Annotated in this window: 7 protein-coding genes; 4 read left to right on the top strand and 3 right to left on the bottom strand. The window is 69.1% G+C overall.

What is annotated here, in order from left to right; all coding sequences use genetic code 11:
• The first annotated feature begins 36 nt into the window (after positions 1-36).
• The 3 genes from IEY84_RS09555 (at position 37) to IEY84_RS26905 (ending at position 7,575) form a co-directional block, all read left to right on the top strand.
• Positions 37-3,003, top strand: coding sequence for an ATP-binding protein (locus IEY84_RS09555; RefSeq protein WP_183542458.1), 2,967 nt, complete (start codon positions 37-39; stop codon positions 3,001-3,003).
• A gap of 88 nt (positions 3,004-3,091) precedes the next feature.
• On the top strand, positions 3,092-7,381 hold the full coding sequence (locus IEY84_RS09560; RefSeq protein ID WP_183542459.1) for a M36 family metallopeptidase: 4,290 nt from the start codon (positions 3,092-3,094) through the stop codon (positions 7,379-7,381).
• A 65-nt stretch (positions 7,382-7,446) separates the two neighbouring features.
• Positions 7,447-7,575 (top strand): hypothetical protein, encoded by a 129-nt coding sequence (locus tag IEY84_RS26905; RefSeq protein ID WP_260173333.1) that lies wholly within the window; start codon positions 7,447-7,449, stop codon positions 7,573-7,575.
• Between the two features lie 47 nt (positions 7,576-7,622).
• Here IEY84_RS26905 and IEY84_RS09565 read toward each other — a convergent pair whose 3' ends face one another.
• A complete protein-coding gene (locus IEY84_RS09565; protein WP_183542461.1) occupies positions 7,623-9,983 on the bottom strand; it encodes an arylsulfatase in 2,361 nt (786 codons plus the stop codon).
• A 132-nt stretch (positions 9,984-10,115) separates the two neighbouring features.
• Positions 10,116-12,479 carry an arylsulfatase gene (locus IEY84_RS09570; protein ID WP_183542463.1) on the bottom strand — a complete coding sequence of 788 codons (2,364 nt, stop codon included), beginning with the start codon at positions 12,477-12,479 and terminating at the stop codon, positions 10,116-10,118.
• 291 nt (positions 12,480-12,770) lie between these two features.
• Here IEY84_RS09570 and IEY84_RS09575 point away from each other — a divergent pair, with 291 nt between their 5' ends.
• Positions 12,771-13,115: a carboxymuconolactone decarboxylase family protein gene (locus IEY84_RS09575; RefSeq protein WP_221208525.1), complete on the top strand. Its 345-nt coding sequence runs from the start codon at positions 12,771-12,773 to the stop codon at positions 13,113-13,115.
• 8 nt (positions 13,116-13,123) lie between these two features.
• Here the strand turns inward: IEY84_RS09575 and IEY84_RS09580 are convergent, their stop codons facing one another.
• Positions 13,124-15,370: a LuxR family transcriptional regulator gene (locus tag IEY84_RS09580; protein WP_221208526.1), complete on the bottom strand. Its 2,247-nt coding sequence runs from the start codon at positions 15,368-15,370 to the stop codon at positions 13,124-13,126.
• Between the last annotated feature and the right edge of the window lie 119 nt (positions 15,371-15,489).

The following is a 15,489-nucleotide window of genomic DNA, read 5'->3' on the forward strand; positions in this document are numbered from 1 at the left end:
GACCATGTCCGGCCGCCTCGGCGATAGTTTGAGCTGATGCGAGATCCGGAGCACGACCTGTCGCAGACAGGCGCAGTACGCGGCGACGAGCGTGCCTCCCCGCCCGCCGCGAACCCGCGCCGAGGCCAGCCGAACCGGCTTTCCTCGGCCACCCTGGTGGGGCGTGAACGCGAGCTGTCCGACCTGGTGGCGGGCCTCGCCACGACACCGGCAGTCGCGGTGATCGAGGGCGACTCCGGGATCGGCAAGACTCGGCTCATCGACGAGCTCCGCACGCACCCGGCGTACGCAGGGCGCCGGTTCGCCGTCGGACGGTGCCGCAGCATCGGTGAGCCGTTCCCGCTCGGGCCGGTCGTCGAGAGCCTGCGACGGCATGGCGAGGCGCTGCAGATCGCAGCGCTGTCGCCGGTCGCTGGAGCCGTACGTCCACTGCTCCCGGAGCTGTCGTCGGTCCTTCCGCCGCTGCCCCCGGGGCTCGACGACCATGTTGCCGAACGGCACAGGGTGTTCCGCGGGTTGGTCGAGGTCATCGAGGCTCTGGGTGAGATGGTGCTGGTGCTCGAGGATCTGCACTGGGCCGACGAGCAGACCGTGGAGTTCATCGACTATCTGGTGAGCGACCCGCCACCCCGGCTCGGGCTGGTGCTGACCTACCGCGGTGCGGAGGTGGCGCCGCCGACCCGCACCGTTCTGGGACGGGTCCCGGCCGAGGTCGGCCAGGTCCAGATCGGCCTGTCATCACTGACCCCACCGCAGACCCGGCTGCTCGCCTCGGCGATCCTCGACACGGACACCCTTTCGGAGGAGTTCGCGACCTATCTGTGGGAACGGACCGCAGGGCTGCCGTTCGCGATCGAGGAGTTGCTCGCGTTGTTGCAGGCCCGTGGATCGCTGGCCCAGCACGGTAGCCAATGGATACGCCGGGCACTCGACGAGCTCGACGTGCCGGACCGAATCCGCGACACCGTCCTGGAACGCGCCGGCAGGTTGTCCCCGGCGGCGCGCACGGTGGCGGAGGCCGCGGCCGTGCTCCAGACCGCGCAGCCACCGCACGTGCTGCAGGCGAGCGCGGACTGCGGCGGCGACGTACTCCTCGATGCTCTGGAGGAGGCGCTGCGGTCCGGTCTGCTCTTCGAGGACGGCGCGAATCTCGGCTTCCGGCACCCGTTGGCCGCCCAAGCGGTCTATGACGCGATCCCCGGGCCGCGCCGCCGGCAGATCCACTCCCGGGCCGCAGCGGCACTGCAGGAGCTGGGCGACCCGGCGATCGGTCAGATCGCGCACCACCTGCGGGAGACCGGACGGTCGGCGGCATGGGCTGAGGCCGCAGAACGCGCCGCTGACCAGGCGATGACGCTGCGCAACGACGGGCAGGCGGTCCGGTTGCTCGCCGACGTACTGCGTGAAGCGGACCTCGACGCCGAGATACGCGCCAGACTTGCCGTGAAGCTCGGGCAGGCGGCGGTCGAGGCCATCCATGCCGCACCCGACGTGACGGGCCTGCTGGCGAGCGTCCTCGAGGAGCCGTTGCCGGCGCCGGCCCGTGGCGAGCTCCGGCTCTCGCTCTCGGTGCTGCTCTCCCAGGTCGGCGGTGACCCGGTGCTACGCCGGCAGCTCTACGCCGACGCGGTCGACGACCTCGGCCATCGCCCGGACCTGCAGGCGTGGGCGATGGTCGGCCTCGGTATCCCGACGGTCCCAGGTGTCGAGCCGGCCGAGCTTCTGCACTGGCTTCACCGCTCGCTCGAGATCGTGCCGCGCATCGAGGACCCGGTGTCTCGCGTCTTCATGTGGGGCAAGGCCGCGATGGTGCTCGTCGCCTTGGGTGACCCGGCGTGGCGCCACCTGGTCGATCGGATGGAGGAGCAGACCGGCGGGTCGCCGCAACGCCGAGGAGAGGTCAACGCCTATGACTCGGTGGGGCTCGAGGCCTGTTACTCCGGTCATCATGTCGTCGCCGAGCGGCTGCTGAGCGCAGGCCTGCGTGGGGCCGCCGCGTGCGAGAGCCATCGTCTCGAGCTCCGGGTCCGCCGCTCGGTGGCACTGCTGGACTACAGCCGCGGACGTTGGGAGGGGCTCGACGAGCAGGTCCGTGTCCTGGTCGACGAGCTCGATGGATACGCCTCGGGCCGGCTGGTGGTCGAGGCCGTCGCCGGAGCCCTTGCCCTGGCCCGCGGCGACCTCGACACCGCGATGGCGGGACTGACCGCCGTCGTGCGGCGAGCCGAGGAGCTCAACGATCTCGATGTCCTGCCGGTCCCGGCCGCGGCACTCATCCGCCTGCAGGTCGCCCGGGGAGAGGTGACCGAGGCCGCCGGGGTCGGTGAGGACGTCCTCCGGGGTGCCGAGTCGATGGGCATCTGGGTGCCCGCCCTCCGCGCCGTCCCACCGTACGTGGAGGCGCTCTGTACCGCGGGCCGGGTCGACGAGGCCCGAGCCATGATGGCTCGGGTCACTGCTGCGGTGGAGGGCTTGGAGGGCCTGCTCGCGCCGGCGGTCTTCGCTCATTCGGGTGGGCATCTCGCGGCCGCGGCCGCCGACTGGGCGGATGCCGCGCGGTTGTTCTCGGCCGCCGCTGACCACTATCGACGATTCGACTTCCCCTACGAGGCCGCGCAGGCGGCCGAGCAGGCGGCCTGCTGTCACCACGAGCTCGGCGACGCCGCGGCCAAGGACCTGATGAGCACAGCGCTGGCTGCGTACGAGAGCCTCGGGGCGGAGTGGGACATGTCTCGGGCCAGCCGGCTGGGCCGCCGGATCGGGGTGCCGGTCCCAGGTCGCCATCGAGGCGGACGGTACGGCTACGGTTCCCAGCTCTCCCCGCGCGAGCGGCAGGTGGCCGAGCTCGCTGCGGCGGGCCTGACCGACCAGCAGATCGCGCGCGAGCTCCACCTGTCCGTGAAGACCGTGGAGAAGCACGTCAGCGCGGCCAAGCGGAAGCTCGAGACGCCGACCCGGGTGGCGCTGGCGGTCCGGCTGTCCGAGGTCGAACCGCCCGCCTGAGCGATCCTTGGGGGTTTATCCCCATGGTGCCCGGTCCGCGGCGCGTCGCATACTCGCGCAGGCACCTTTCGAGGCAGGAGCAGCACTGATGGTACGTCTGAGGCAGCCGGTCCGGGTCGCGACCGTGATGAGTCTGATCGCGGCCGGCGCGATGTCCGCGGTCGGAGCCGAGGCGGCTCCCGTCCCCACCGTCGCCAGCGCCACCAGCGCGTCGGCGAAGGCTGGCCCGGTTGCCCGGGCGGAGGCGATCGAGATCGCGACCGCCCACATCAAGGGCCACCCGGGCGACTACCGGCTCACGAAGTCGGATGTGGACGAGCTCACCGTCGCCAGCGCGTACGTCAGCGAGGACAGTGGCGTCACCCACGTCACGCTGAGCCAGCGGCAGCGTGGGCTCGAGGTGTTCGGTGCGTACGCGACCGTCAACGTCGCCGCCGACGGCGAGGTCCTGTTCGTCGGCGAGAGCCTCGTCGGTGGCCTGGCCGACACCTCTGGCCGCACCGATCTCGATGCCGTCGCAGCCGCGCGCTCGGCGTCGGAGCGTCTCGACATCGGCCGCCCGCGCGGTGTACGGGTGACCAGCCAGCCGAAGGGACAGTCCCGCAAGACCGTGCTGTCCGGTGGTGGCGTCTCCGACGACCCGATCCCGGCCCGGGTGGGATGGCAGCCGACCGCCGACGGGCTACGGATGGCCTGGCAGCTGGTCCTGGACGACCCGGACAACGCCAGCCTGTGGAACACGACGGTCGACGCCCAGACCGGTGGCGTGCTCAAGGTCGAGGACTGGACCTCTCACGACACCGTCACCGACCTCAGCCATCGACTGGGCCGGTCGGCACCTGCCGGGTCACCGCGAGTGGCTACCGAGGCACGTCGTGCGATGGACGGGTCGCCGGACCCGGTCGAGGACGGCGCGACGTACCGGGTGGTGACGGGCGAGAGCCCGCTCGAGGGGCCTCGGGCCCTGGTGTCCAACCCGGCCGACTCGACCGCGTCACCGCACGGCTGGCACGACACGGACGGCGAGCCCGGAGCCGAGCACACCACCACCGACGGCAACAACGTCGCCGCGTACCTCGACGAGAACGGTGACAACAACCGGGACCAGACGTGGGTCGTCGACGGCGGCGAGGACCTGACCTTCGACGCCGAGGCCGACCTCGACGGTCACGCCCAGAACTATCGCGACGCCGCGGTGACCAACCTGTTCTACTGGAACAACATCGTCCACGACATCGCCTACGGCTATGGGTTCGACGAGGCGGCCGGCAACTTCTCGGCCAACAACTACGGCCGCGGAGGTGCTGGCGGAGACGCGGTCCTCGCCGAGGCCGCCGACGGCGCTGGCGTCAACAACGCGAACTTCGCCTCGCCGGCGGTCGACGGTAGCGAGCAGCCGCGGATGCAGATGTATCTGTGGCCCGGCGACCAGTTCGGGGCCCAGAACCAGGTCGTGGTCGACGGCGTCGGGTCGTTCGACGCGAGCTGGTCCCGGTTCGCCCCGGCCCCGACGAGCGAGGGGGTCACGGCCGACACCCTCGTCCACGGCGGCACCGGCTGCGACGCCGGCCAGTACCCGCAGACGCTGCCGTCCCAGCCATGGACGGCTGTGGTCGACAGCGGCAGCAACCCCGAGAGCATGTGCACCTTCCAGCAGCGTGGTCAGGTCGCGCAGGAGCTCGGCGCCGCTGCGGTCATCGTCGCAGTGGCCTCCGAGGACCTGGTCGTGGTCGACGGGCCGCTGAGCGGACCGCGCGTCGAGATCCCGATGGTCAGCGTGACCCAGAGCGACGGCGCCACGATCAAGGCTTCTGCGGGAGACGTCGCCGTGACGGTCCGCCAGCACCCCGACCACCCGGGCATCCGTGACGGCGACCTCGACGCCGGCATCATCGTCCACGAGTACGCGCACGGGATCTCCACCCGGCTCACCGGCGGTCCCACCGTCAACTGCCTCGGCGGCGACGAGCAGGCAGGAGAGGGCTGGAGCGACTTCCTGGCGTTGGCGATGCTGCTCGACCCCGCGGTCGACGACCCCGACGGCCCGCGCGGGGTGGGCGGCTACGTGACGTATGGCACCGACCGGCACAGCGCGGGGATCCGCCCCGCGCCGTACTCGCGTGACATGACCATCCAGCCGTTCACCTACGACAGCATCAAGACCAAGGGCTGGCTCGACGGCTCGACGCTGAAGGCGCCCCACGGCATCGGCCACGGCTGGGCAGCGGTGCTGTGGGACATGACCTGGGACCTGATCGACAAGCACGGTTTCAACCCGGACGTCTACGACGAGTGGAGCACCGGTGGCAACAACCGGGCGATCCAGTACGTGATCGAGGGACTGAAGTTCCAGGGTTGCTACCCGGGACTCCTCGACTCGCGCGACGGCATCATCGCGGCCGCCGACGAGCTCAGCGACGGCGATGACACCTGTACGATCTGGAGCGCCTTCGCCCGTCGCGGGCTCGGCTTCAGCGCCACCCAGGGCAGCAGCTTCGACCGCGACGACAACCAGGAGGCCTTCGACACGCACCCGGACTGTCGAGCCGGTTTCGAGGGCCTGGCAGCCGAGCCGGCGCTCAACCTGGCCACGGCCGGATCGGCGCAGTCGGTGGAGTTCAGCATCGGTGGGGACGAGGGACTCGACGTCCTGGCAGGCTCGCCGTACTCGCGCCAGGTGAACTGCCGCACGCTCGCCGTGGAGGATCCTCGCGCCGAGCAGATCACTCCACGGCCGCTGCCGGAAGAGACGGTGCCGGCTGGCAAGGGACTCTCCTTCGACGCGGCGACGGGCCGCTACACCTACGGCTGGAAGACGCTGAAGGAGTGGGGACGTACGTGTCGCGAGCTCGTCGTGACCCGCACTGACGGGGTGCAGCACCGGGCCTTCTTTGAGTTCGCCGCGCAGGGAGCGGCACACCCGGTGTCAGGGCACGTACGTGACGCCGACGGCGCAGCGGTCGCCAACGCCACGGTGCGGATCGACGCGACGAACGTCGCACCGGTCACCACCGATGCCGAGGGCTCCTACATCTTCGCCAGCGTGCCGAAGGGTACGCACACCGCAACCGCCGTGGCCGTCGGAGGGTGCAGCGACCCGCTGTCCCAGCAGGTGGTCGTGGACGAGCCGACGACCCTCGACTTCAGCCTGCCACGGTGCAAAGTCCGGCGAGTGTCGACGGCCGCTGACGGCACCGAGGGCAACCTGGACGCCTCCGGGCCGTCGGTGAGTGGTGACGGTCGCTACGTGGCGTTCTACAGCCCAGCCACGACCCTGGTTCCGGGAGATGGCAACGGTCGTCGGGACGTCTTCGTCGCGGACCGGACGACCGGGGTCGTCGAGCGCGCCTCGGTCGCGAGCGACGGCACCGAGGGCAACGACACCTCGACCCTGGTGTCTCTGAGCGCCGATGGCCGGTACGTGGCGTACGACAGCCTGTCGACGAACCTCGTCGGCGACGACAGCAACGACACCAGCGACATCTTCCTGCGCGACCGCGAGATCGGAACCACCGAGCGGGTCTCCGTCGCGAGCGACGGCACCGAGGCCAACGCGCACTCCGACCGACCGGCGGTGAGCGGGGACGGTCGGTACGTCGCGTTCGACAGCTCTGCCACCAACCTCGTCCCTGGCGACACCAACGGCCGGCCGGACGTGTTCGTCCGCGACCGGGTGACCGGTGCCATCGAGATGGTCTCCGTGACCGCCGCCGGCGCGGGCGGCAACGGCCTCTCGTACGCGGCGAGCATCAGCTCGGACGGACGGTACGTCGCGTACTACAGCAGTGCGACCAACCTGGTGGCCGACGACACCAACCGTGCTCAGGATGTGTTCGTCCGCGACCGGCAGACCGGGACCACCGAGCGGGTCTCGCTGGGTGCCGACGGTGTCCAGTCCAACGCCGGCTCGATGTTCCCCTCGCTGAGCTCGGACGGACGGTTCGTGGTGTTCAACAGCGTCGCCTCGAACCTGGCCCCAGGTGACAGCAACGGAACCTCAGACGTGTTCCTGCACGACCGTCAGTCCGGGAAGACCGAGCGTGTCTCCGTCTCCCGGGACGGGACGGAGGGGGACGGTTTCTCCAGCCAGGCATCGGTCAGCGATGACGGCCGGCGGGTGGTGTTCGAGAGCCTGGCCACGACCCTGGTGGCCGATGACGCCAACGGACGCCGCGACGTCTTCGTCCGCGACCGGGTCAGTGGCACCACCGAGCTGCTGTCGGCTTCCGGCGACGGGACGCACGGCGATGCAACCTCGGACTCGGTGGACATCAGCGCCGATGGTCGGTACGCAGCCTTCCGGAGCTACGCGGCCAACCTGGTCCGCGGCGACACCAACGGGCTCGCGGACATCTTCCTTCGCGAGCTCGGCCAGTGACCGCTGAGCCGCAGAGCGAGGACGATCCCCGGCGATCAGGTACGCCGGCCGAGAGCTGCCCGACCGTGTCCGGCCCGTCCACCCCGTCCACCCCGTCCACCCCGTCCATCACGGTCACCGACGACGATCCGTCCGGTTCCGAGCAGGCGGCCGAACGGGGCGGGACGCCTCCGGAGGGCTGGTTCCTGGCGTAGCGAACCGCCTGGACCGATCCCGCGGGCCGGACGGCCGTCGCCGCCGGCTACTGCCTGGCCATGGCGACCCGGAGCCTCTCCTCGGGATCGATGAAGTGGTCGTGGTCGTCGGCGCCGGTGTCGAGCTGGACCCAGTGGATCTTGCCGGTGAACCGACTCGTTGCGGTGGTGTAGTCGGTCGTGACGGTGGTGCCGGTCTCGTGGCCGATGTCGGTGGTCTCGTCGGCGGAGAAGATCATCGGCTGGGTCGCCTCGACCCGCCCGGCGCCGACCTGTTCGCCGTCGTAGTAGAGGCTGACATCGCCGCCCTTCGCCAGCCCGCCACCGTCGTACGCGAACTCCAGCCGTACCTGATGGGTGCCCTCGGTGAGCTCACGGTCGGCCTCGGTGGTGAACGAGTGGATGCCCAGCACGTTGTACGTGAACACCGCTCGGCTCTTCGCGAAGTAGACGGCCCACCCGCCGAACCGGCCACCCTGCGCGATGATCACACCGGTCACGTCGTCGGACGGGATGGTCACCTCGGAGGTGATGGAGAACGACTTGTTCTTGATGCTGACGACGCTGTTCTCCGAGAGTCGTCCCATCCCGGGGTAGAAGAGCTGGGAGCTCCCCCGGATCAGGGTCGGTCGTCCCGCGATCTCCGGGTTCACCCGTTCGGCACTGCGGTCGTCCAGCGGGAGGACGTTGAACTTGGTCGCCTCGATCAGCCAGAGCCGCTTCAGCGCCTCGAGTCGGTCCGGCTGCTCGGCGGCGAGGTTGTGGGCCTGGCTGAAGTCGACGCTCCCGTCGTAGAGCTCCCAGACGTCGTCGTCGAACGCGGGCATCTCCCCGCCGACCATGATCCACGGCGTCTTGTGCTTGGTGACAGCGCTCCAACCCTGGTGGTAGATGCCGCGGTTGCCGAACATCTCGAAGTACTGCAGGGCGTGCCTCTCCGGTGCTGCGGGGTCGCGGAGGGCGTACATCATGGACGTGCCCTCCATCGGCGACTGCAAGACACCGTTGACCATCGTCGGTTCCGGCAGGCCCGCCGCCTCGAGGATCGTGGGGGCCACGTCGATGACGTGGGTGAACTGCGAGCGGATGCCACCGCGCTCGGCGATCCCGCCGGGCCAGTGCACGATGGTGCCGTTGCGGGTGCCGCCCCAGTGGGAGGCGACCTGCTTGGTCCATTGCAGCGGGGTGTTCATCGCCCATGCCCAGCCGACGGAGTAGTGGTTGTAGGAGCTGGGTGAGCCGAAGTCATCCATCTTCGCCCGCATGAATTCGGGGGTCTCGAGAGCGGCCATGCCGTTGAAGTTGGCCATCTCGTTGAAGGCGCCGTTGACCGTGCCTTCGGCGGAGGCGCCGTTGTCGCCGATGATGTAGTAGATGATGGTGTCGTCGAGGATCTCGAGATCCTCCAGCGCGTCGATGAGCCGGCCGACGTGGTGGTCGGTGTGCTCGAGGAAGCCGGCGTAGACCTCCATCTGCCGGGCCAGGACCGGCTTGAGCTCGTCAGGCATGTCCGCCCAAGCGGGGATCTCCGCGTGACGGGCGGTCAGCTCCGCCTCCGCCGGGATGATCCCGAGCTCCTTCTGACGGGCATAGGTGCGTTCGCGCTGGACGTCCCAGCCGTCGTCGAACTTGCCGGCGTACTTGTCGATCCAGTCCTTGGGTACGTGGTGCGGGGCGTGGGTCGCGCCAGGCGCGTAGTAGACGAAGAACGGCTTGTCGGGCATGAGTGCCTTCTGCTGCCGCATCCACCCCACCGCCCGGTCGGTGAGGTCCTCGGTGAGGTGGTAGCCCTCGGTGGCCGGTGGCTCGACGGGCGTGGTGCCGTCGTAGAGGGCGGGGTCCCACTGGTTGTTCTCCCCGCCGATGAAGCCGTAGAAGGTCTCGAATCCACCGCCGCCGGACGGCCAGGCGTCGAACGGTCCCATCGGGGAGGACTGCCAGACCGGCACTTCGTGGCACTTGCCGACCTGGGCGGTCGAGTAGCCGTTCAGCTTCAAGGTCATCGCCAGAGGTGCCTTGGTGTTAGGGCGCAGCGAGCTGTTGCCCGGCGCCGAGGTGGCGGTCTCGGTGATGGAGCCCATCCCGACCGAGTGGTGGTTGCGACCCGTCAGCAACGCCTGCCGGGTGGGCGCGCACAGCGCCGTGGTATGGAATCTGTTGAAGCGCAGTCCGCCAGCAGCGAGCCGTTCGGCGGTCGGCGTGGCGCAGGGGCCGCCGAACGCGCTGGAGGCGCCGAATCCGACGTCGTCGAGCAGGATGACGAGCACGTTCGGCGCGTTGTCCGGCGGCCTGAGCGGCTCGATCTGTGGGTAGGACGTGTCCGGATCCTTGGCGTCGTACGTCGTCAGACCTCCTACGGGGCGGTCCGGGATCGGCAGCATCGTGCGAGCGTGGTGGTCATGACTCATGGCGTTCCTCCGGGGATGCCAAGGGGTTCCGTTTCGGTGGTCCGAGATCCCTGAAGCTACGGTTCTCGGCTCCGGGCCGCTTCACACAGAGTCAATGAAGCGCTTTGCCGGCGGCCGGCAGCCGAGAGCCCACTACTGGCGGGCCACCGCGACTCGGTATTGCTCCTCGGCGGTGAGCAGGTGGTCGGCGTCTTCGGCGGCTTCGTCGACGTCGATCTGGACCCATCGAACGTGGCCCTTGAACCTGCTCGCAGCCGAGGTGTAGTCGTCGCTGACCGGTGTGGCGGTGTCATCGCCGACGTCAGTGGTCTCGTCGCCTGAGAAGATCATCGGCTGGGTGGCGTCGACCCGGCCGCGCCCGACGGGAGAGCCGTCGACGTAGAGGGTGGCCTCGCCCCCCTTCGCCAGTCCGCCGCCGTCGTAGGCGAACTCCATCCGCACCTGGTGGTCGCCGGGCGTGAGATCGGCGTCCCCGTAGATCTTGAACAGCTGCAGACCGAGCAGGTTGTAGCAGTAGGCAAGCCTGCCGTCGTGGACGTACAGGACCCAGCCGCCGAACCGACCACCCTGCGACACGATGACACCATCCGCGCCGGTGGCAGAGACCTCGACCTCCGCGGTGACGGAGTGACTCTTGTTCTTGAGGTTGATGACGCTGTTCTCGGAGAGTCGCCCCATGCCGCCGGAGATCTTCTGGGTGTTGCCCTTGATGAGCTGGGGGCGCCCAGCGAGGTCGGCGTTGAAGCGCTCGAACTTGCGGTCATCCAGCGGGAAGACGTTGTACTTCCCTGCCTCGATCATGAACAACCGCTGCAGGTGGCGCAGCCGGTCGGGGTGGTCGTGAGCTACGTTCCGGGCCTGTGTCCAGTCGTCCGGGGCATAGAGCTCCCAGATGTCGTCGTCGAGCTGAGGCAGCTTCTCACCGGACTTCCACGGGGTGGAGTGTCTGGTCACAGCGGTCCACCCCTGGTGGTAGATGCCGCGGTTGACGAACATCTCGAAGTACTGCGTCTCGTGACGTTCGGGCGCTCCGGCGTCATCAAAGGTGTACAGCATGCTGACGCCCTCGAGAGCGGCCTGCTGGATCCCGTGCACGAACGATGGGTGCGGCAGGTGCGCGGCTTCCAGGACCGTCGGCGCGACGTCGATGATGTGCGCGAACTGGCTACGGATCCCGCCGCCGGCCGAGATCCCGTTGGGCCAGTGGACGATAGCGCCGTTGCGGGTTCCGCCCCAGTGCGACGCGACCTGCTTGGTCCACTGGTACGGCGCGTTCATGGCGTGCGCCCAGCCCACGGCGTAGTGGTTGTTCGCGCGTGGCGTCCCGAAGTCGTCGATCCGGCTGGACATGAACTCGACGGTCTCGAGAGCGCTGAAGCCGTTCAGGGTGATCGCCTCGTTGAACGTGCCGTTGAGGGTGCCCTCGGCCGATGCGCCGTTGTCGCCGATGATCAGGTAGACGAGGGTGTCGTCCAGGACGCCCAACTCGCCGAGCGAATCGATCAGCCGTCCGACGTGCTCGTCGGTGTGCTCCAGGAATCCGGCGTACACCTCCATCTGCCGGGCCAGCACCGGCTTGAGGCCCTCAGGCATGTCCTCCCATGCCGGGATCTCCTCCGGGCGCGGGGTGAGCTCCGCGTCGACCGGGATCACCCCGGCCTGCCGTTGCCGCTCGACGCTCTCCTCGCGCAGCACGTCCCATCCGGCGTCGAAGCGGCCGGCGTAGCGGTCGGCGTACTCCTGGGGCACGTGATGCGGGGCGTGGGTGGCGCCGGGGGCGAAGTAGGCGAAGAACGGTTTGTCCGGCGCCAGGGCCTTCTGCTGGGTGATCCACGCGATCGCCCGGTCGGTCAGATCCTCGGTGAAGTGATACTCCTTGCCCTCTGTCCGCTCCGGCTCGATCGGGACCGTGTCCTGGTAGATCGCCGGGTCCCACTGGTTGGTCTCGGCGCCGATGAAACCGTAGAAGTGCTCGAAGCCTCCGCCCCCGGTCGGCCACGCATCGAAGGGTCCGATCGGGCTGGTCTGCCAGGCGGGGACCTCATGACACTTGCCGAACTGAGCCGTGGAATATCCGTTGAGCTTGAGGATCTCAGCCAGCGGGGCCATCGACTTCGGTCGTATCGAGCTGTACCCGGGCGCGGAGGTCGCGATCTCAGTGATGCCGCCCATGCCGACCGAGTGGGGATTGCGACCGGTCAGCAGAGCCTGCCGCGTCGGAGAGCAGAGCGCGGTGGTGTGGAACCTGGTGAAGCGCAACCCGTCCGCCGCCAGCCGTTCGAAGCTGGGCGTGTTGATGGGACCCCCGAACGCGGAGGAGGAGCCGAAGCCCGCGTCATCGACGAGCACGACCAGGACGTTGGGTGCCTCTGTGGGAGGACGCAGCGGCTCGATCGGCGGGTACGACGTGTCCGGGTCCTTTGCGTCGTACGTCGTGACACCGACATGAAGCGGATCGGGGATGGGCAGCACGGATCGCTGGATGACAGGGTTCATGTCGTTCCTCCGTGGTCGCCTGGCGTTCCGATTCGATGGACTGAGATCGGTTGAAGCTACGGCTCTCTGCTGCCGGCGACGTCACACAGAGTGGATGAACGAGCTCCGGCGGTGACGCGGCTTCAGCGGGTCGATCGAGGCCGGGTGAGTTTCACCAGATCTGCATGATGCGGAGGGAACCGTGCCGCGGATGAATGGGCCGCATGCGTGATCCCTTCACGGACCGTCTGACTGGACGGCGAGCTCGAAGGGCGCGGTAGGGCTCAGATCGAGTCGGAAGGACGGTCCGGAGTGCACTACGTCGATCGACTCCACCGCCTGGCCATCAACCAGGCGGACTGGTCCGTGAACCCCGACGGCGCGGGCGACGGGGAATGGCTCGTACCTACGCTGGACCCACGGACCTTGGCCCTGGTCCGGCTCGCAGCGCTGATCACGGTCGGTGGTGAGGTTCCCTCGTACGCCGCCGCGGCAGACATGGCCGTCGATGCCGGCGCCAGCGCCGCCGAGGTGGTCGACGTCCTGGTCGCGGTGCTGCCGGTGATAGGTGCCGCACGCGTGGTCGCGGCGGCGCCCCGCTTGGCGATGGCGCTCGGCTACGACACCGACGCGTTGGACCAGGCGTCGAGCAGTTGACCACCCCGCTATCCGCCGAGGAGTCCGACCGCGGTCGCCCGCTCCACAGCCTCGTTGCGCGAGGAGACCCCGAGCTTGCGATAGATAGATGCGACCTCCGAGCTCACTGTGTTGCGTGAGACGAACAGTCGCTCCCCGATCTCGGCGATCGTCAGGTGAGTCTGGAGGTAGGGCAGCAGCCGCAGCTCGGCGGGCGTGAGCGGCGGTCCCCCGGCAGCTGAGCTCCCGGCCCCCGACGCGAGAAGATCGCGGAAGTCGCCGACCTCGTCGACCAAGGTGCCGAGGTCGGGCCGGTGGCGGAAGATGTCGTCGATTTCGCGGAGCAGGTGGCGTGCCGTCGCAGGGTCGCTCCGCGCCAGATACACCTTGGCCATCAGGAGCCGGCTGCGCACAGCGAGGGTGGGGAAGGCGTAGGTGCAGCACGGACGAGCCCTCATCGCCTGGGTCAGATGCCGCTCCAGATCGGCGGCAGCACCGTTGTGCAGGGCGAGCCGAGCGGCAGCGGCAAACGCGAGCACACTTGGCGCATAGTCGTACATCAGGTACTCCTGGACGGGCGAGAGGGATCTCGCAACACCCTCTGCGGCCTCCTCCCACCGCCCGGCATCCATCGCCAGCAGGGCAAGAGACGCCTCGCCGTAGACGATGGTGTCGGTGTTGCCGAGCTCGGCTCCGGCCCGGGAGCTCTCGGCGAACAGGGCCGCCGCCCGCTCGATGTCTCCGGCAACCTGGTGCGCCTCCGCGGACAGGATGAGCGCGGTATCGCGCCACGGACTCCACACCGGTTCCTGAGCCGTTGCAGCATCGGCATCACGTCGCTGCTGAGCGACGCCGGAACGGCACATCACGGCTCGGAGCATGGATCGCGCGGACTCGAACGACGCGGTCCCGTCGACGAGTGCCATGTCGTAGACGGCATCATCGGCCAAGTCCGCCCACCTTTCGGCTTCCAACGGCTCGCCGGCAAGAACCGCGATCCACCCGGCCAGCACCATCAATGGCGGGTAGGAGGAGATCGTGCCTTCGCCGAGCGCGGCCAGCCACCGTTTGACGGTCGAGAGCTGGCCGACGCTGTAGGTCGGGAGAGTCAACTGGGTCACGAGCTGCACGCAGCGGTTGCGCTCAGAGGTGTTCAGCAGGTGCTCCAGCGCCATCACCGGGGAGCCGTTCGCCTCGTACCAGTCAGCGGCGGACAGGTGCAGCTTCATGACCGTGTCGGGCTCGACCCGGCGCAGCTCGCTGAGCAGGAACTCCCGGAACAGCGGGTGGTACCGAAACCAGTCCCGCTGGCGGTCCAGCGGGATCAGGAACGAGTTCACCGCCTCGAGAGTCCGCAGCTGGTCCTGGCTGCCGGTGATTCCGAGCAGCGCGTCGCACAAGGGGGCGTGCAGTCGGTCGAGCACCGCGGTACGGCGCAGGAACTGCTGGGTGGTCTGCTCCTGCTGACTCAGCGACTCGCGGTAGAGGTAGTCGGCGACATAGCGGTCGTCGCCGGACACGGTCCAACCCTCTTGGTCCGTGTCCCGGGCGATCATCGCCGCGAGCTGCAGGCCGACCGGCCATCCCTCGGTACGCTCGGTGACGAGCGAGGCGTGTTCCACGGTCAGCGGGACATCGGACATCGAGAAGATCTGCTCGGCACCGGCCGGCCCCAGGGCAAGGTCCGTCGCCTGTAGCTCGAGCATGTCTCCGGACGCACGCAGGCGGGACAGATGGGGTTGTTCGAAGCGGCTGGCCGTGACCAGCTGTGAGCCGGGCTGGATGCCGGTCATCACCACGCCCAGGACGTCGTGACACTCAGGGGACCGAAGTTCGTGCAGGTCATCGAGCATCAGGACGAAAGGTGCGGGACTCCTCCGGAACGCGGACGCGACCACCGGTGCTGCGCGGCCCAGGGCCGAGACGCCCACGCCACGGACGTCGGCGACCAGTCCGGCCCATGCCGGGAACATCCGAACGTACGCCGAGGCGAGGACCGCCAGCAGGATGCCGGGATCGTCGTCGAGACGGTCGAGCGAGACCCATCCGACGACCCGGTCTTCGGTCTGTGCCCACTCGTACATCAGGGTGGACTTCCCGTACCCCGCAGGCGCCGTGATCCCGGCCGCGCGCGCGGGACTGGCGCGGGCGGCCTCGATCAGCGGGGCGCGACTGACCATCCCGGGCCGTATCCGCGGCACCGACAGCTTGACGTCCAACAGCACCTCGTCGAGCCCGGCAGCCGGCCGCGTCCGCGAGGGACGACTCTCGGTCACTCTGGAAACGTACGTGGCGCGACCTGCGTGGCGCATCACCCAAACGGGGTGTAGGCCGTCCCGTCTGCCGTAGGTTCACCCGCTCCGTGGGAGGCGTCGCGGGCGGTCGTGCGATCTCA

The organism is Nocardioides albus, assembly GCF_014648255.1.
GTDB classification, from domain to species: domain Bacteria; phylum Actinomycetota; class Actinomycetes; order Propionibacteriales; family Nocardioidaceae; genus Nocardioides; species Nocardioides albus.